The organism is Pseudomonas oryzagri (genome assembly GCF_020831405.1).
In the GTDB taxonomy this organism is placed as follows: Bacteria; Pseudomonadota; Gammaproteobacteria; order Pseudomonadales; family Pseudomonadaceae; genus Geopseudomonas; species Geopseudomonas oryzagri.
On record NZ_JAJHPU010000043.1, the window covers coordinates 476,437 to 493,858 of the forward strand.

The following is a 17,422-nucleotide window of genomic DNA, read 5'->3' on the forward strand; positions in this document are numbered from 1 at the left end:
GCCCGCCGGCCTGCGACACCCATTGTCGCAAGCGGATGGCACAATGCGCGGTCGGTCGGATAAGGGACGGGTAAGGGAGCGGGACATGCAGGACAATGAGGTGATGCCGGGGCTCATGGTGGTGCACGGCAACCGCCTGGAGGAGTTACGGGAACTGGCGGTGGCATGGATGCAGAGTCATCCGCTCGCGCCGTTGGAGAACGAGGTGGTGCTGGTACAGAGCAACGGCATCGCCCAGTGGTTGAAGTTGGCACTGGCCGCCCAGGACGGTTGCGGCATCGCCGCTGCCGTGCAGGTCGAACTGCCGGCGCGCTTTCTCTGGCAGTGCTACCGAGCTGTGCTCGGTGGCGACGCCATCCCCCGCGAATCCCCGCTCGACAAGGCGCCGCTGACCTGGCGCCTGATGCGCCTGCTGCCCGGACTGCTGGAGGACGAAGCCTTCGCTCCGCTGCAGCGTTTCCTCGAGGACGACGACGACCTGCGCAAGCGCCACCAATTGGCCGAGCGCCTCGCCGACCTGTTCGACCAGTATCAGGTGTACCGCGCCGACTGGCTGGCCGACTGGGCCGAGGGGCGCGACCAGCTGCGCCCCTCGCGCGGCGGCGTCAAGGAAGTGCCGGCGGCGGCGCGCTGGCAGCCGGCGCTGTGGCGCGCGCTGCTGGCCGACGTCGGCGGCGAGCAGCTGGCCGAGAGCCGTGCCGGCGTGCACCCGCGCTTCGTCGAGCGCCTGCGCAGCGTCGACAGTCGGCCGCGTGGCCTGCCGCGCCGGGTGGTGGTGTTCGGGATTTCCTCGCTGCCGGCGCAGACCGTCGAGGCGCTCGCCGCCCTGGCGCGCTTCAGCCAGGTGCTGCTGTGCGTACACAACCCCTGCCAGCATCACTGGGGCGACATCGTTCCCGACCAGGACCTGCTGCGCCACCAGTACCGCCGCCAGCGGCACAAGACCGGCCGGACGCCGGGCCTGTCGGCCGACGAACTGCACCAGTACGCCCATCCGCTGCTGGCCGCCTGGGGCAAGCAGGGCCGCGACTACATCAACCTGCTCGACCAGCACGACGACCCCGAGTACTACCGCGCGCGCTTCGCCGCCCTCGGCCAGCGCATCGACCTGTTCGCCCCCGGCGACTGCAGCCACCTGCTCGGCCAGCTGCAGGACGACATCCTCGAGTTGCGCCCGCTGGCCGAATCTCTCGAACGCTGGAAAGCGACGCCGATCGAGCCGAGCAGGGACCGCTCGCTGCGCTTCCATATCGCCCACAGCGCCCAGCGCGAGGTGGAAATCCTGCACGACCAGTTGCTGGCCTGCTTCGCCGCCGACGCGACGCTGCGCCCGCGCGAAATCATCGTCATGGTCCCCGACGTCAACGCCTACGCGCCGCACATCCAGGCGGTGTTCGGCCAGTACGCCCAGGACGATTCGCGCTACATCCCCTTCACCCTGGCCGACCAGGGCCAGCGTGGCTGCGAGCCGCTGCTGATCGCCGTCGAGCATCTGCTCCGGCTGCCGGAGGGGCGGCTGGCGGTCAGCGAGGTGCTCGACCTGCTCGACGTACCGGCGCTGCGCGCGCGCTTTTCCATCGACGAGAGCGAAGTGCCGACCCTGCGCCGCTGGATCGGCGGCGCCGGCGTGCGCTGGGGGCTGGACGCCGAGCGGCGCGCCGCGCTCGGCCTGCCGGACGGCCTGGAACAGAACACCTGGCGCTTCGGCCTGCGCCGCATGCTGCTCGGCTACGCGGTGGGGCGCGGCACGGCCTGCTCCGGCATCGAGCCCTACGACGAGATCGGCGGCCTGGACGCCGCCCTGATCGGCCCGCTGGTCGGCCTTCTGGATGCGCTCGACGCCCTGCATCGCCGGCTCGCCAAGCCCGCCGCGCCGCACGCCTGGGGCGGGATCCTGCGCGGCCTGCTCGGCGACTTCTTCTGCGCGCAGAGCGAGCGCGACGAGACCCTGCTCGGCCAGCTCGGCGAGGCGCTGGATGGCTGGCTGGAATTGTGCGCCGGCGTCGGCCTGGAGGAGCCGCTGCCGCTCACCGTGGCTCGCGAGGCGTGGCTCGGCAGCCTCGACGAGGGTCGCCTCAGCCAGCGTTTTTTGGCCGGCGCGGTGAATTTCTGCACCCTGATGCCGATGCGCGCCATTCCGTTCCGCATGGTCTGCCTGCTCGGCATGAACGACGGCGACTATCCGCGCAGCGTGACGCCGCTGGACTTCGACCTGATGGCTGGCGACTACCGCCCGGGCGATCGCTCGCGCCGCGAGGACGACCGCTACCTGCTGCTCGAGGCGCTGCTCGCCTGCCGCGAGCAGCTGTACGTCAGCTGGGTGGGACGCAGCGTCCGCGACAACAGCGAGCGGCCGGCCTCGGTGCTGATCAGCCAGCTGCGCGACCACCTGGCCGGCGGCTGGACGCTCGCGGGCGGCGGCGACCTGTTGCACGCGCTGACCACCGTGCACCCGCTGCAGCCGTTCAGCCGCGACTACTTCTCCGCGGCCGATCCGGCGTTGTTCAGCTACGCCCGCGAGTGGGCCGAGCTGCATCGGCCGGTCAGCGCCGAGGAGCCGGGTCGGGCGCTGCCGCCGTTCCAGGCCGGCGCGCCGCTGGCGCTGGAGACCCTGCAGAGCTTCCTGCGCGACCCGGTCAAACACTTCTTCACCCAGCGCCTCAAGGTGCACCTCGACGAGGACGCCCAGGCGCAGCTCGACGAGGAGCCGTTCGGCCTCGACGCGCTGCAGCTGCACCAGCTGCGCCAGACGCTGCTCGGGGCCGCCAGCCTGGCGCTGGAAGAGGGCGCCGAGCGGGTCGAGCCGGCGTTGCGGGACGCGGCCCGGCGCCTGCAGCGCAGCGGCCAGCTGCCGATGGCCGGCTTCGGCGAGCGCCTCTGCGAACAGGTGCTGGCGCCGCTGCCGGTGCAGATGCAGCGCTACCAGGCGCTGCTCGCCCTGTGGCCGGAGCGGCTGGTGTCGCCCAGGCCGCTGCGCTTCGCCCATGCCGGCGTCGCGCTGGACGGCTGGCTGGGTGGCCTGCGCAGTCGCGGCGACGATGGCGAGCTGGCGCGTATCGAGCTGCAGCCCGGCGATCTCGGCAAGGACAAGAGCTGGAAGTGGCATCGCCTGCTGCGTCCCTGGGTGGCCCACGTCGCCGCCGCGGCCTGCGGCCTGACGCTGACCACCCTGCTGGTCGGCGAGGACGTCAGCCTGCGCTTCGCCCCGCTCGAACCGGCGCAGGCGCAGGCCATCCTGCGCCGCTGGCTGGAGGGCTACGCGACCGGCCTCAATGCCCCGCTGCCGGTGGCGCTGAAGACCGCCATCGCCTGGCTGGCCGCCGGCGACGAGGACAAGGCGCTCAAGGCCGCCAGCGAAACCTACGAGGGCGGCTTCCAGCGCACCGGCGAGGTCGGGCAGAGCGCCAGCCTCGCCCGCCAGTACCCGGACTTCGCCGTGCTCAGCGCCGACGGCGATTTCCAGGCCTGGAGCCAGGATCTCTACCAGGCGCTGCTGCAAGCCGACATCGACGACCTCAAGGAGGAGGCCTGCGCATGAGCCAGACCCCGCACGACGACCGCCCGCTGGCGCTGCGCTTCCCCCTGCGCGGCAGCCGGCTGATCGAGGCCAGCGCCGGCACCGGCAAGACCTTCACCATATCCGCGCTGTACCTGCGCCTGGTGCTCGGCCACGGCGGCGAGGAAGCCGGGTTCGCCCGCGAGCTGTTGCCGCCGGAAATCCTCGTGGTGACTTTCACCGACGCCGCCACCCGCGAGCTGCGCGACCGAATCCGCGCCCGCCTGGTCGAGGCGGCCAAGGTGTTCCGCGCGCAGGAGGAAGGCGACGACCTGCTGCAGCAGCTGCGCGACGATTTCTTGCCCGAACGCTGGCCGGCCTGCGCCCGCCGCCTGGAGGTCGCCGCGCAGTGGATGGACGAGGCGGCGGTGTCGACCATTCACGGCTGGTGCCAGCGCATGCTGCGCGAGCACGCCTTCGACAGCGGCAGCCTGTTCACCCAGACCCTGGAGACCGACCAGAGCGCGCTGCTCGCCGAGGTGGTGCGCGACTATTGGCGTCAGCAGTGTTATCCGCTGCAGGGCGCCGCACTGGTGTGGGTCATGAATCACTGGCAGCACCCCGACAAGCTGCTCAAGGACAGGTTGCGTCCGCTGCTCGGCGAGGTCGGCGAGCCGCCGGCCTACGCGCTGGGCACGCTGCTCGACGCGGCGCTGGCCGAGCAGGCTCGCCAGCTGAGTGAGCTCAAGGCGCCATGGGCGGCCTGGGCCGACGAGCTGGAGCGCGAGCTGGACGCCGCGGTGGCCGCCAAGGCGGTGGACGGGCGCAAGATCCAGGCGCGCTACTACCAGCCCTGGTTCGCCAAGCTGCGCGAATGGGCCGCCGGCGAGGAGGCGGCGCTGGATCTGGGCAGCGGTTTCACCCGGCTGACCGCGGACGGCCTGGCCGAGGCCTGGAAGAAGGGCGCGCCGCCGGCGCATGCGGCGCTGGAGGCCATGCGCGAGCTGCCGCGGCGCCTGCGCGCGCTGGGCGGCCCGGCCGAGGAGGCGCTGCGCCACGCCGCCGCCTGGGTCGGCCAGCGTTTCGACCAGGAGAAGCGCCGCCGCGCCGAGATGGGCTTCGACGACATCCTCGTGCGCCTGGACGCCGCCCTGCAGGGCGCCAACGGCGCGCGGCTGGCCGAGGTGATTCGCGGCCAGTTCCCGGTGGCGCTGATCGACGAATTCCAGGACACCGATCCGCTGCAGTACCGCATCTTCGACACCGTCTACCGCATCGAGGCCAACGACGCCGCGGTCGGGCTGTTCCTGATCGGCGACCCCAAGCAGGCGATCTACGCCTTCCGCGGCGCCGACATCCACACCTACCTGCGGGCCCGCTACGCCACTGAGGGCCGCCACGCCGACCTGGATACCAACTTCCGTTCCAGCCAGGCGCTGGTCGACGCGGTCAACCGGGTGTTCCAGCTGGCCGAAGGGCGCGGCGAGGGGGGCGGCGCCTTCCTGTTCCGCGAAGCGGGAGGCAATCCGCTGCCGTTCCTGGAGGTCAAGGCGCGCGGGCGCAAGGAAGTCTGGCAGGTCGAGGGAGAGCGCCCGCCGGCGCTGACCCTCTGGCAGCTGCCCAGCGACGAGCCGCTGGCCGCCACCACCTATCGCAGCGAGATGGCCGCGCGCGCGGCCAGCGAGATCGCCCGTCTGCTGACCCTCGGCCAGCAGGGCCAGGCCGGGTTCGCCACGGCGGAGCGCTTCGCCGCGCTGCAGCCCAGCGACATCGCCGTGCTGGTGCGCGACCGCAAGGAGGCCGAGGCGATCCGCGGCCAGCTGTACCAGCGCGGGGTGCGCAGCGTCTATCTGTCGGACAAGGATTCGGTGTTCGCCAGCCAGGAAGCCCGGGATCTGCTGCTGTGGCTGCGCGCCTGCGCCGAGCCGGACGTCGACCGTCCGCTGCGCGCCGCGCTGGCCAGCCGCAGCCTCGACCTGGCGCTGGCCGAGCTGGAGCAGCTCAACCAGGACGAGCGCATCTGGGAGCAACGGGTCATGCAGTTCCGCGCCTATCGCCAGCGCTGGCAACGCCAGGGCGTGCTGCCGATGCTGCGCCAGCTGCTACACGACTTCGAGCTGCCGCAGCGGCTGATGGCGCGCGTCGACGGCGAGCGTTCGCTGACCAACCTGCTGCACCTGGCCGAACTGCTGCAAATGGCGGCCGCCGAGCTGGATGGCGAGCAGGCGCTGATCCGCCACCTCGCCGAGCTGCTGGCCGGCGAGGCCGAGGCGGCCGACGAGCAGGTGCTGCGCCTGGAGAGCGACGCCGCGCTGGTCCGGGTGGTGACCATCCACAAGTCCAAGGGCCTCGAGTATCCGCTGGTGTTCCTGCCGTTCATCTGCGCCTTCCGCCCCATGGAAGGCGGCAAGCCGCTGACGGTCCACGATGGCGAGCGGCGCCGCCTGGTGCTCAACCCGGACGAGGCGACCGTCGAGCGCGCCGACCGCGAGCGCCTCGCCGAGGAGCTGCGCCTGCTCTACGTGGCGCTCACCCGCGCCCGCCACGCCTGCTGGCTGGGGGTCGCCGACCTCAAGGACGGCCGCGCCCGCCACTCCGGGCTGCACCGTTCGGCGCTCGGCTACCTGCTGGGCGGCGGACCCGCGCTGGAGTCCAGTGCAGCGCTGGCCCAGTGGCTGGCGCCGCTGGCGGTGGCGGGGCAGAGCGCCGTGCTGCCGGCGCCGGAGAGCAGCGACGCGCGCTTCGTCGAACAGGCCGCCAGCCAGGCCGAGCCGCGCTGGCGCACGCCGGCGCGCAAGGCCGCCGAGCACTGGTGGATCGCTTCCTACAGCGCCCTGCGCACCGGCGAGATCGAGGCGCCGCCGGCCAGCCGCTTCGACGATGCCGCGCCGGACAGCCCGGCGGCGCAGAAGGCGGGCGACGACGAGCGCGAGAACCTCGTCGTGCCGCTGCGGGCCAACGAGGCGCCGAGCCTGCACCGCTTCCCGCGCGGTCCCGGCCCGGGCACCTTCCTGCACGGCCTGCTGGAAATGGCCGGCCGCGAGGGCTTCGCCGAGTTCGCCGCAGCGCCGGCGCGGCTGCGCGAGCAGATCGCCCGGCGCTGCCAGCTGCGCGGGCTGACCGCGTGGATCGAGCCGCTCGCCGACTGGCTGCTCGACCTCATCGCCCGGCCGCTGGCATTGGGCACCGGGGAGGCGGTGGTGCTGGCGCAGCTCGCCAGCTACCAGCCGGAGCTGGAGTTCTGGTTCGAGGCCCGTCGGGTCGATGTGCTCAAGGTCGACGAACTGGTGAAGCAGCACGTGCTGCCCGGCCTGGCGCGCCCGGCGCTTGTCAAGGACCAGCTCAACGGCATGTTCAAGGGCTTCATCGACCTGGTGTTCGAGCACGAGGGGCGTTACTACGTGGTCGACTACAAGTCCAACTGGCTGGGCGAGGACGACACGGTCTACACCGCCGAGGCGATGGCGGCGGCGGTGGCCGCCCATCGCTACGACCTGCAGTACGTGCTCTACCTGCTGGCGCTGCACCGTCAACTCCAGCTGCGCCTGCCCGACTACGACTACGACCGCCACGTGGGCGGTGCGCTCTACCTGTTCCTGCGCGGCAGCCGCGCGGCCGGGCAGGGCATCCATCACGCCCGCCCGCCGCGGGTGCTGATCGAGGCGCTGGATGCGCTGTTCAAGGGTGAACAAGCCGAGCACGCGGAGGCCGTGGCATGATCGAACAACTGTCCCTGGACATGGACGCGGCTCCGGTCGCGGAGCTGGCCAGTAACACCGCGCTGTTGGCGTTGCTGGACGAATGGGTGGCGCGCGGCTGGCTGCGCGCCCTCGACCGCGCGCTGGTGGCCTTCTTCGCCGAACTGGACGACGCCAGCCCGCCGCTGGTCCTGCTGGCCGGCGCGCTGGCCAGCCACCAGCTCGGCCACGGTCACGTCTGCCTGGACCTGACCGCTACCCTGGCCAGCCCCGACTTCGCCCTGTCGCTGCCGCCGGAGGGCGAGGACGGGGCGCGGGCGACCCTGCTGCCCTCGCAGGTGCTCGCCGGTATCCATCTGGCCGACTGGCTGGCCGCCCTGCGCGGCAGCCGCCTGGTGTGCGCGGACGGTGCCGGCGAGGAGGCGCCGCTGGTGCTGCGCGGCGAGCGTCTGTACCTGCGCCGCTACTGGAACTACGAGCGCTCGGTGGCGGCCATCCTCGGCGCGCGCCTGGGCGATGCCCCGGCGCTGCCGGACGACCTGCCGGCCCGCCTGGCGCGGCTGTTCCCCGAGCCGCTGCAGGTCGACGGCGAACGCCAGACCGACTGGCAGAAACTGGCCTGCGCGCTGGCCGCGCGCGGCAGCTTCGGCCTGGTCACCGGCGGCCCCGGCACCGGCAAGACCACCACGGTGGTGCGCCTCCTGGCGCTCCTGCAGGAACCGGCGCTGGCCGCTGGCCAGCCACTGCGCATCCACCTCGCCGCGCCCACCGGCAAGGCCGCCGCGCGGCTCACCGAATCCATCGGCGCGCAGGTCGCCTCGTTGCCGGTCGACGACGCGGTGCGCGCGCAGATCCCCAGCGAGGTCACCACCCTGCACCGTCTGCTCGGCAGCCTGCCGGACAGCCGCCACTTCCGGCACCACGCCGGCAATCCGCTGCCGCTCGACGTGCTGGTGGTCGACGAGGCCTCGATGATCGACCTGGAGATGATGGCCTGCCTGCTCGACGCCCTGCCGCGCCACGCCCGGCTGGTGCTGCTCGGCGACAAGGACCAGCTGGCCTCGGTGGAGGCCGGCGCGCTGCTCGGCGACCTGTGCCGCGACGCCGAGGGCGGTTTCTACGCGCCGGAGATCTGCGCCTGGCTGGAGGAGGTCGGCGGCGAGAGGCTGGCCGACCCGGCGCTGCGTGTCGGCGAGGCCACGTGCCGGCCGCTGGCTCAGCGCACCGTGATGCTGCGTCATTCGCGGCGCTTCGGCAGCGCCTCGGGCATCGGCCGCCTGGCCCGCGCGGTCAACGCCCGCACGCCGGAGCTGGCGCGCGAAATTCTTGCCGAAGGCAATCCCGACCTGCACCTGCTGTCCCTGCGCGGCGAGCAGGACACCGGCCTGGAGAGTCTGCTACTGGAGGGCCTGCCGGCGCGCGGCGCCGAGCCGCAGAGCGGCAGGCCGCAGGGCTATGTCCACTATCTGAACGTGCTGCACGACAGCCGTCCGACCGGCGACTGCGCGGCGGACTGGACGCAGTGGGCGCAGCGGGTGCTCCAGGCCTTCGACGAGTTCCAGCTGCTCTGCGCGGTGCGCAAGGGGCCATGGGGCGTCGAGGGACTCAATCCGCGCATCGCCAGCGCGCTGCATCGGCGCGGCCTGCTGGAGGGCGAATATGGCTGGTACGAGGGGCGGCCGGTGCTGGTCACCCGCAACGACTACAGCCTGGGACTGATGAACGGCGACATCGGCATCGCCCTGCGCCTGCCCGAGCCGGGCGCGCGCGAGGGCGAGGAAGCGCGCACCGTGCTGCGCGTGGTATTCCCGCGCAACGACGGCAGCGGCGGCCTGCGCCACATCCTGCCCAGCCGGCTGAATGCGGTGGAGACGGTGTTCGCCATGACCGTGCACAAGTCGCAGGGTTCGGAGTTCGCCCACACCGCGCTGATCCTGCCCGACACCCTCAACCCGGTGCTGACCAAGGAGTTGGTGTACACCGGCATCACTCGCGCGCGGCAGTGGTTCAGCCTGATCGAGAGCCGCACCGGGGTGTTCGACGAGGCGGTGCGCCGTCAGGTGGAGCGGCGCAGCGGGCTGATGGAGGCGTTGACGCCGCTGTTGGCCGAGGTTTCCGCGGGGGTCGCCTGACGGAGGCTGCGGCCGGGCGCGGCGACGGCACGCGGAGCAGCCGCGCCGGCGCGTACGCCGCCGTGACCGTCGGCATTCTGTTTGAGAGAGGAGAGGAAGGCATGACGGATCTGCAGGCGGTAGCCGAGGCCCTGCGTACGGCCCGGCATGTGGTGGTATTCACCGGCGCCGGGGTGTCGGCGGAAAGCGGCATCCCCACCTTCCGCGATGCCCTGACCGGCCTGTGGCAGCGCTTCGATCCGGCCGAGTTGGCCACCCCGGAAGCCTTCCGCCGCGATCCCGCGCTGGTCTGGGGCTGGTACGAGTGGCGGCGGGCGCGCGTGCTGGCGGCGCAGCCCAACCCGGCGCATCGTGCCATCGTCGAACTGGCCGGCCTGGTGCCCCGGCTGACGCTGGTGACCCAGAATGTCGACGACCTGCACGAGCGCGCCGGCAGCGGCGGCGCCATCCATTTGCACGGCAGCCTGCATGCGCCGCGCTGTTTCGCCTGCGCACGCCCTATCACGGGGCTCGCGGCCGATCTCCGCGAGCCGCAGGAGGGGCGGCGCATCGACCCGCCGCGCTGCGCCCATTGCGGTGGCCCGGTGCGCCCAGGCGTGGTGTGGTTCGGCGAGGAGTTGCCGACGCAGGCGCTCGAACAGGCCTTCGACGCCGCGCAAAGCTGCGACCTGTTGCTGTCGGTGGGTACTTCCGGGGTGGTCTATCCCGCCGCGCAGATTCCCCGGCTCGCCCTGCAGGCAGGAGCCCGGGTGGTGCACGTCAACATGCAGCCGGTCGAGGTCGGCGGGGCGCGCGAGATGTCGCTGGTCGGCGCGGCGGGCGAGTTGTTGGCGGCCCTGGTCGAGCGGGTGAAGGCGGCGGACGGCGCCAGTCACTCGCACCCGTCCTGAACAATCACGCCTCGGCGGATGAGCCGGCCAGCGCCGGTTGCGGGGCGAACAGTCGTTTTCTCAGCGCCAGCGCGGGCTTCTCGATGGCGTGCCAGGACAGGACGGCCAGGCCGAGGGTGATCGGCAGGGCGATGGCCATCAGCTGCAGCGGCGCGATGCCGGGCAGCAAGTGCACGCACAGTTGTTGCACCGGGAAGGCGGTGATGTAGGCGCCGTAGGAGTAGTCGCCCAGCCGGTTGTAGCGCAGCAGTAGAGGCTGTTTGCCGAAGCCGATCAGGAAGGTCAGGTAGCTGGTGCACAGCACCAGCGCCTCGTACTGGAGCGCGCTGCCGTGGCACAGCCAGGCGAGGGCGACGCCGGCTGCCGCCAGCCAGGGCGACAGCGGCAGCTTGTCGCGCAGGGCGTGGCAGCTCATGCCGACGACGAAGGCCAGGCTGAACTTGAAGAAGGTGGCCGTCTGGAAGTCCAGGCTGTCCGGCGCGCGCAGGGTGGTCAGCTTGTAGGCGGCATAGGCGCCCAGGTAGGCGACCAGCAGTAGCGCGAACCTGCCGCGGGAGCGGGTCAGGCCCAGCAGCCCGGAGCCGGCGAGCAGGGCGTAGCAGGAAACCTCGTAGAACAGGGTCCACAGCGAGCCGTTGATCGACTGCGGGAAGGGCGCGGCGACCAGCACGCCGGGAAGGGCCCATTGCGGGTCTTTCAGGAGCAGGTTGTGGGTCAGGTAGCTCCAGGTTTGCGGATGGGTGAAGTATTCGCCCTTCCACAGCGTGGTGAGCGCCGGACCGATGGCCAGCACGGTGGCGAACAGGACGACCAGCAACGCCGGATAGATCCGCAGCGCCCGCGCGGCGACGAAGTCGAGCAGCGAGCGGCTGCGCGCCAGGCTGGCGGAAACGAAATAGCCCGACACGCTGAAGAACACCAGCACCGCCAGGGTACCGAGGGTGATGCCCAGGCTGTCCTGCAGCGGTTCCGGGGTGCCCATGCCACTGGCCAGCGGATAGGAATGGGAGACCAGCACGCTGACGGCGGCCAGCATGCGGATCAGGTTGAAGTGGTTGTCGTGCCCGTTATCCAGGCTGGCTATGGTTTTCACGCGCTCGGCTCTTGCATCGTCTGGGCGCGTGGTTGCGCCGCTCCTGTCGGCGGGGCGCATTGTTGTCCGTGTTCGCCGGCAAGACAAGCGCGCGGCAGGTGCTGGGGCGTCGCCGGCGGGCCAGAGCCGGCGTCGCCCATCCCGCCGAGGTCACTCCTCCTCGTTGAGGTCTAGGTAGTCGCGCACGAACTCGATGATCCGCTCGTGGCTGGAGGGCAGCTCGGCGGAGGTGTAGGGCAGGTCGTGCCAGTCGTCCTCTTCGCTGTAGCGGCGCCAGCTGACATCGCCGTCGGCGCGCACGGTGTTGTAGCTGACCACGATGTCGCCATCGGTGATCTCTTCCAGCTCGTCCTGCGGGAGGCCGGTGTAGCCCTGGGACTGCTTGATCGTGCGGACGGTCATGGTGCTGTTCCTCCGCTGGAGCCTGGCCGGGCGCCAGGCCGTAGCTACACCTTAAGCCAGACTCGCGGCGCTGCGCGCCCGCGATTCGACCGCCGGCCCAGGCGCCATCGGCGGGTATCCGGCCGTGGCGGGCGTCGTTCCGCCGGGATATGGGCCAGCTGGGCCGAATAACCGGGGACGCAGTCCCGGGCGAGAGTCCGGCACAAACGATGGGGTTTTCTGGGATCTGGCTCCGCGACCTGGAGTCGACGGCGCAGACCGAACGCCGCGTCAGCGGCGGCCCCGAAGGGGTGAGGTCCGCAGGACCGAATAACCGGGGACGTGGTCCCTGGTGAGAGTCCGAGGGCAATAAAAAAGCCCCGGGTTTTCACCCAGGGCTTTGTAAGCTGGCTCCACGACCTGGACTCGACGGCGCAGCCGAACGCCGCGTCAGCGGCGGCTCCGAAGGGGTGAGGTCCGCAGGACCGAATAACCGGGGACGTAGTCCCGGGCGAGAGTCCGGCACAAACGAAAAAACCCAGCCGAGGCTGGGGTTTTCTGGGATCTGGCTCCGCGACCTGGACTCGACGGCGCAGCCGAACGCCGCGTCAGCGGCGGCCCCGAAGGGGTGAGGCCCGCAGGGCCGAATAACCGGGGACGCAGTCCCTGGTGAGAGTCCGGCACAAACGAAAAACCCCAGCCGAGGCTGGGGTTTTCTAGAATTTGGCTCCGCGACCTGGACTCGAACCAGGGACCCAATGATTAACAGTCATTTGCTCTACCGACTGAGCTATCGCGGAACAACGGTGGCTATCCTACTGATTTATAAGGCGAAGTCAACCCCTTCGGAATGACTTCGCAGATATTTTTCAGAGCACTTCGACGATGGCGCGGGTGACCACTTCGAGGTTCTTGCTGTTCAGCGCGGCGACGCAGATGCGGCCGGTGCTGACGGCGTAGATGCCGAACTCGTTCTTCAGGCGATCGACCTGCTCGGCGGTGAGGCCCGAGTAGGAGAACATGCCGCGCTGGCGGGCGACGAAGCCGAAGTCGCGCTTGGCGCCCTGGGCGGCCAGCTGCTCGACCATGCTGGTGCGCAGGCTGCGGATGCGCTGGCGCATCTCGCCCAGTTCCTCTTCCCACATGGCGCGCAGTTCGGGGCTGTTGAGCACTGCGGCGACCACGCTGGCGCCGTGGGTCGGCGGGTTGGAGTAGTTGGTGCGGATCACCCGCTTGACCTGCGACAGCACGCGGCCGGCTTCTTCCTTGGAGGCGGTGACGATCGACAGCGCGCCGACGCGCTCGCCGTACAGCGAGAACGACTTGGAGAAGGAGCTGGAGACGAAGAACTGCAGGCCGGACTCGGCGAACAGGCGCACCGCCTCGGCGTCCTCGGCGATGCCGTCGCCGAAGCCCTGGTAGGCGATGTCGAGGAACGGCACGTGGCCGCGCTCGCGGACCACTTCCAGCACCTGCTTCCAGTCGGCGGAGGACAGGTCGACGCCGGTCGGGTTGTGGCAGCAGGCGTGCAGCACGACGATCGACTGCGCCGGCAGGGCGCGCAGGTCGGCGAGCATGCCGGCAAGGTTCAGGCCGTTGCTGGCGGCGTCGTAGTAGCTGTAGTTCTGCACCGGGAAGCCGGCGGACTCGAACAGCGCGCGGTGGTTCTCCCAGCTCGGGTTGCTGATCGCCACCACGGCATCGGGCAGCAGGCGCTTGAGGAAGTCGGCGCCGGTCTTCAGTGCGCCGGTGCCGCCCAGCGACTGGGTGGTGACCACGCGGCCTTCGGCCAGCAGCGGCGAGTCCGCGCCGAACAGCAGCTTCTGCACGGCGCTGTCGTAGGCGGCGATGCCTTCGATCGGCAGGTAGCCGCGCGGCGCCTTGGCTTCCAGGCGGGCTTTCTCGGCCTCGATCACGGCGCGCAGCAGCGGAATGCGGCCTTCCTCGGTGAAGTACACGCCTACGCCCAGGTTGATCTTGCCCGGGCGGGTGTCGGCGTTGAAGGCTTCGTTGAGGCCCAGGATCGGATCGCGGGGCGCCATTTCGACGGCGGAGAACAGACTCATGTGCGGCAGCTCTGAGAGGATGAGGAATGGGGATGCTAGGCAACCTCTGCCATCACCGGGAGCAGGGGTTGCGCGGACGGGGCAACATTATAGGGGTGGCGCTCCGGCAGGGCGATATACTGGTGCGGCGAAAACGGCCATCCGTGCGACAAAATGGCGCACGCGCGGGCTTGCGGCGTCGTCGTACCGGCCGGCCGCGGCCGTGTCCGCCGGGTTCGGGCCGCCTGCGCAGGCCCTTGCGGTGTTTCGAGGATTCGTATGTCCAGGTTCAAGCTAGTCACCCGCTTCAAGCCCGCCGGCGATCAGCCGGAGGCGATCCGCCAGATGATCGAGGGCCTGGAAGCCGGGCTATCGCACCAGACGCTGCTCGGCGTGACCGGCTCGGGCAAGACCTTCAGCATCGCCAACGTCATCGCCAAGGTGCAGCGGCCGACCCTGGTCCTCGCCCCGAACAAGACCCTGGCCGCGCAGCTGTACGGCGAGTTCCGGAGCTTCTTCCCCGACAACGCGGTGGAGTACTTCGTCTCCTACTACGACTACTACCAGCCGGAAGCCTACGTGCCGTCCTCCGATACCTATATCGAGAAGGACGCCTCGATCAACGACCACATCGAGCAGATGCGCCTGTCGGCGACCAAGGCGCTGCTCGAGCGGCCGGACGCGATCATCGTCGCCACGGTGTCGTCGATCTACGGCCTGGGCGATCCGGCCAGCTACCTGAAGATGGTCCTGCACGTCGACCGCGGCGACAAGTTCGACCAGCGCGCGCTGGTGCGCCGCCTCGCCGAGCTGCAGTACACCCGCAACGACATGGACTTCGCCCGCGCTACCTTCCGCGTGCGTGGCGACGTGATCGACATCTTCCCGGCCGAATCGGAGCTGGAGGCGATCCGCATCGAGCTGTTCGACGACGAGGTGGAGAGCCTGGCGGCCTTCGATCCGCTGACCGGCGAGGTGATCAGGAAGCTGCCGCGCTTCACCTTCTACCCCAAGAGCCACTACGTCACCCCGCGCGAGACGCTCCTGGAGGCGGTGGAGCAGATCAAGGTCGAACTCAAGGATCGCCTGGAGTACCTGCGCACCCATGACAAGCTGGTCGAGGCGCAGCGCCTGGAGCAGCGCACCCGCTTCGACCTGGAGATGATCCTCGAGCTGGGCTACTGCAACGGCATCGAAAACTACTCGCGCTACCTGTCCGGCCGCGCGCCGGGCGAGGCGCCGCCGACCCTCTACGACTACCTGCCGGCCGATGCGTTGCTGGTGATCGACGAGTCGCACGTCACCGTCCCGCAGGTCGGCGCCATGTTCAAGGGCGACCGCTCGCGCAAGGAAACCCTGGTGGAATACGGTTTCCGCCTGCCCTCGGCGCTGGACAACCGTCCTCTGCGCTTCGAGGAGTGGGAGGCGATCAGCCCGCAGACCATCTTCGTCTCCGCCACCCCCGGGCCCTACGAGGGCGAGCACGCCGGGCGGGTGATCGAGCAGGTGGTGCGTCCCACCGGGCTGGTCGATCCGCAGCTCGAGGTGCGCCCGGCGACCACCCAGGTCGACGACCTGCTCTCGGAGATCCGCAAGTGCGTGGCCGCCGGCGAGCGCGTGCTGGTCACCACCCTGACCAAGCGCATGGCCGAGGACCTCACCGACTACTTGGGCGACCACGACGTCAAGGTGCGCTACCTGCACTCGGACATCGACACCGTCGAGCGCGTGGAGATCATCCGCGACCTGCGCACCGGCGCCTTCGACGTGCTGGTCGGCATCAACCTGCTGCGCGAGGGCCTGGACATGCCCGAGGTGTCCTTGGTGGCGATCCTCGACGCCGACAAGGAAGGCTTCCTGCGCAGCGAGCGCTCGCTGATCCAGACCATCGGCCGCGCCGCGCGCAACCTCAACGGCCGGGCGATCCTCTACGCCGACAACATGACCGGCTCGATGCAGCGTGCCATCGGCGAGACCGAACGGCGCCGCGCCAAGCAGATCGCCTTCAACGAGCAGCACGGCATCGTGCCGCGGGGCGTCAAGAAGGACGTGCAGGACATCCTCGAGGGCGCCGTGGTGCCGGGCGCGCGCAGCCGCAAGCGCGGCGCGGCGGCCAAGGCGGCGGAGGAGAGCGCCCGCTACGAGGCGCAGCTCAACTCGCCCAGCGAGATCACCAAGCGCATCCGCCAGCTGGAAGAGAAGATGTTCCAACTGGCCCGCGACCTCGAGTTCGAGGCCGCCGCGCAGCTGCGCGACGAGATCCAGAAGCTGCGCGAGCGGTTGCTGGCGCTGTGATGGTGATCGTTCCCACGCTCCTGCGTGGGAACGCCGCGCGGGACGCTCCGCGTCCCTTCGCCCCGTGCGCCGGTGCGGAGCCGGGTAGGGTGGGTTAGGCCGCAGGCCGTAACCCACCGAGCCGGCCGAGAGGCCGGCAAAGGGGATGCCTGACGGCATCCTTGGCGGGTTACGCCGCTGGGCGGCTAACCCACCCTACGCTTCAGCGGGCCGTTGAACACCGCGCTGGCCAGCCCGCCGGCGACCAGCCCCCAGAACGCCGCGCCGACGCCGAGAAAACTCAGGCCCGAGGCGGTGACCAGGAAGGTAATCAGCGCCGGCTCGCGCTGGCGCACGTCCTGCAGAGCGCCGGCCAGGCTGTTGCTCAGGGTGACCAGCAGCGCCAGGCCGGCGATGGCGAGGATCAGCGCCTTCGGGAAGGCGGCGAACAGGCTGGCCACGGTGGCGCCGAACAGGCCGATCAGCAGGTAGCAGGCGCCGGCACACACCGCCGCCCAGTAGCGCCGTTGCGGTTCCTGGCCGGCCTCGGGGCCGGCGCAGATCGCCGCGGTGATCGCCGCCAGGTTGATGGCGAAACCGCCGAACGGCGCGAGCAGCAGGCTGGCCAGGCCGGTCCAGGCGATCAGCGGCGACACCGGCACCTGTTCGTAACCGGAAGTGCGCAGCACCGCCACGCCGGGCAGGTTCTGCGAGGCCATGGTGACCACGAACAGCGGGATGCCGACGCCGACCAGCGCCGCCCAGGAAAACTCCGGGCGGACGAACTGCGGCACCGCCATGGCCAGCTCTACCGCTTGCCAGTGCAGCAGGCCGAGTCCCCGGGCCAGGCCGATGCCGAGCAGCAGCACCAGCAGGATCGCGTAGCGCGGCAGCAGGCGTTTGCCGAGCAGATAGGCGAGGAACAGGCTGCCCACCAGCAGCGCCTGCTCCTCGAAGGCGCCGAACAGCTCGAGGCCGAAGCGCAGCAGTACGCCGGCCAGCATGGCCGCCGCCAGCGCCTGGGGGATGCGCTGCATCAGCCGGGCGAACAGGCCGGTGACGCCGCAGAGGGTGATCAGCGAGGCGCTGAACAGGAAGGCGCCCACCGCCTCGCCCATGCCCAGCCCGCCCAGGCTGCCGGCCAGCAGGGCGGCGCCGGGCGTCGACCAGGCGGTGAGCACCGGCGCGCGGTAGCGCAGCGACAGGCCGATGCTGGTCAGCCCGCAGCCCAGGCACAGCGCCCACAGCCAGGAGCTGACCTGCCCGTTGTCGGCGCCGGCCGCGGCGGCGGCCTGGAAGATGATCACCGCCGAACTGGTGAAGCCGACCAGCACGGCGATCAGGCCGGCGCTGACGTGGCTGGGGGCAGGGAGGCGGGACATGAGTACTCCTCTGGCTTGAGGGATGGGCGAC

General features: G+C 70.7%; 9 protein-coding genes and 1 tRNA gene. 5 read left to right on the forward strand and 5 right to left on the reverse strand.

What is annotated here, in order from left to right:
* The first annotated feature begins 85 nt into the window (after positions 1-85).
* The 4 genes from recC (at position 86) to LMJ29_RS18840 (ending at position 10,216) form a co-directional block, all read left to right on the forward strand.
* Positions 86-3,538: an exodeoxyribonuclease V subunit gamma gene (gene recC, locus LMJ29_RS18825; protein ID WP_229607053.1), complete on the forward strand. Its 3,453-nt coding sequence runs from the start codon at positions 86-88 to the stop codon at positions 3,536-3,538.
* Positions 3,535-7,215, forward strand: a complete 3,681-nt coding sequence (recB, locus tag LMJ29_RS18830) for an exodeoxyribonuclease V subunit beta (protein ID WP_229607054.1) — start codon at positions 3,535-3,537, stop codon at positions 7,213-7,215. The genes recC and recB overlap by 4 nt, the downstream gene beginning before the upstream one ends.
* The gene (recD, locus tag LMJ29_RS18835) at positions 7,212-9,326 is read left to right on the forward strand and encodes an exodeoxyribonuclease V subunit alpha (RefSeq protein ID WP_377655802.1); all 2,115 of its coding nucleotides are present in this window, start codon (positions 7,212-7,214) and stop codon (positions 9,324-9,326) included. Before recB ends, recD begins: the two co-directional genes overlap by 4 nt.
* A 110-nt stretch (positions 9,327-9,436) precedes the next feature.
* Positions 9,437-10,216 (forward strand): SIR2 family NAD-dependent protein deacylase, encoded by a 780-nt coding sequence (locus LMJ29_RS18840; RefSeq protein WP_377655870.1) that lies wholly within the window; start codon positions 9,437-9,439, stop codon positions 10,214-10,216.
* A gap of 4 nt (positions 10,217-10,220) precedes the next feature.
* On the opposite strand, the gene LMJ29_RS18845 is transcribed toward LMJ29_RS18840, so the two are convergent.
* The 4 genes from LMJ29_RS18845 to LMJ29_RS18860 form a co-directional block, all read right to left on the reverse strand.
* Positions 10,221-11,309 carry an acyltransferase family protein gene (locus tag LMJ29_RS18845; protein ID WP_229607056.1) on the reverse strand — a complete coding sequence of 363 codons (1,089 nt, stop codon included), beginning with the start codon at positions 11,307-11,309 and terminating at the stop codon, positions 10,221-10,223.
* Between the two features lie 150 nt (positions 11,310-11,459).
* On the reverse strand, positions 11,460-11,711 hold the full coding sequence (locus tag LMJ29_RS18850) for a hypothetical protein (protein ID WP_229607057.1): 252 nt from the start codon (positions 11,709-11,711) through the stop codon (positions 11,460-11,462).
* Positions 11,712-12,414: 703 nt separating this feature from the next.
* A tRNA-Asn gene (locus tag LMJ29_RS18855) sits at positions 12,415-12,490 on the reverse strand.
* Positions 12,491-12,559: 69 nt separating this feature from the next.
* The gene (locus tag LMJ29_RS18860; RefSeq protein ID WP_229607058.1) at positions 12,560-13,756 is read right to left on the reverse strand and encodes an amino acid aminotransferase; all 1,197 of its coding nucleotides are present in this window, start codon (positions 13,754-13,756) and stop codon (positions 12,560-12,562) included.
* A gap of 258 nt (positions 13,757-14,014) precedes the next feature.
* Between LMJ29_RS18860 and uvrB the strand changes: the two genes are divergently transcribed.
* Positions 14,015-16,030 carry an excinuclease ABC subunit UvrB gene (gene uvrB / locus LMJ29_RS18865; protein ID WP_229607059.1) on the forward strand — a complete coding sequence of 672 codons (2,016 nt, stop codon included), beginning with the start codon at positions 14,015-14,017 and terminating at the stop codon, positions 16,028-16,030.
* A gap of 185 nt (positions 16,031-16,215) precedes the next feature.
* Here uvrB and LMJ29_RS18870 read toward each other — a convergent pair whose 3' ends face one another.
* Positions 16,216-17,391, reverse strand: a complete 1,176-nt coding sequence (locus tag LMJ29_RS18870) for a benzoate/H(+) symporter BenE family transporter (protein WP_229607060.1) — start codon at positions 17,389-17,391, stop codon at positions 16,216-16,218.
* Between the last annotated feature and the right edge of the window lie 31 nt (positions 17,392-17,422).

Excerpts from the sequence above, each read along its gene's own strand:
- recC (WP_229607053.1), top strand. The coding sequence starts at position 86 with ATGCAGGACAATGAGGTGATGCCGGGGCTCATGGTGGTGCACGGCAAC.
- recB (WP_229607054.1), top strand. The coding sequence starts at position 3,535 with ATGAGCCAGACCCCGCACGACGACCGCCCGCTGGCGCTGCGCTTCCCC.
- recD (WP_377655802.1), top strand. The coding sequence starts at position 7,212 with ATGATCGAACAACTGTCCCTGGACATGGACGCGGCTCCGGTCGCGGAG.
- LMJ29_RS18850 (WP_229607057.1), bottom strand. The coding sequence starts at position 11,711 with ATGACCGTCCGCACGATCAAGCAGTCCCAGGGCTACACCGGCCTCCCG.
- LMJ29_RS18860 (WP_229607058.1), bottom strand. The coding sequence starts at position 13,756 with ATGAGTCTGTTCTCCGCCGTCGAAATGGCGCCCCGCGATCCGATCCTG.
- uvrB (WP_229607059.1), top strand. The coding sequence starts at position 14,015 with ATGTCCAGGTTCAAGCTAGTCACCCGCTTCAAGCCCGCCGGCGATCAG.
- LMJ29_RS18870 (WP_229607060.1), bottom strand. The coding sequence starts at position 17,391 with ATGTCCCGCCTCCCTGCCCCCAGCCACGTCAGCGCCGGCCTGATCGCC.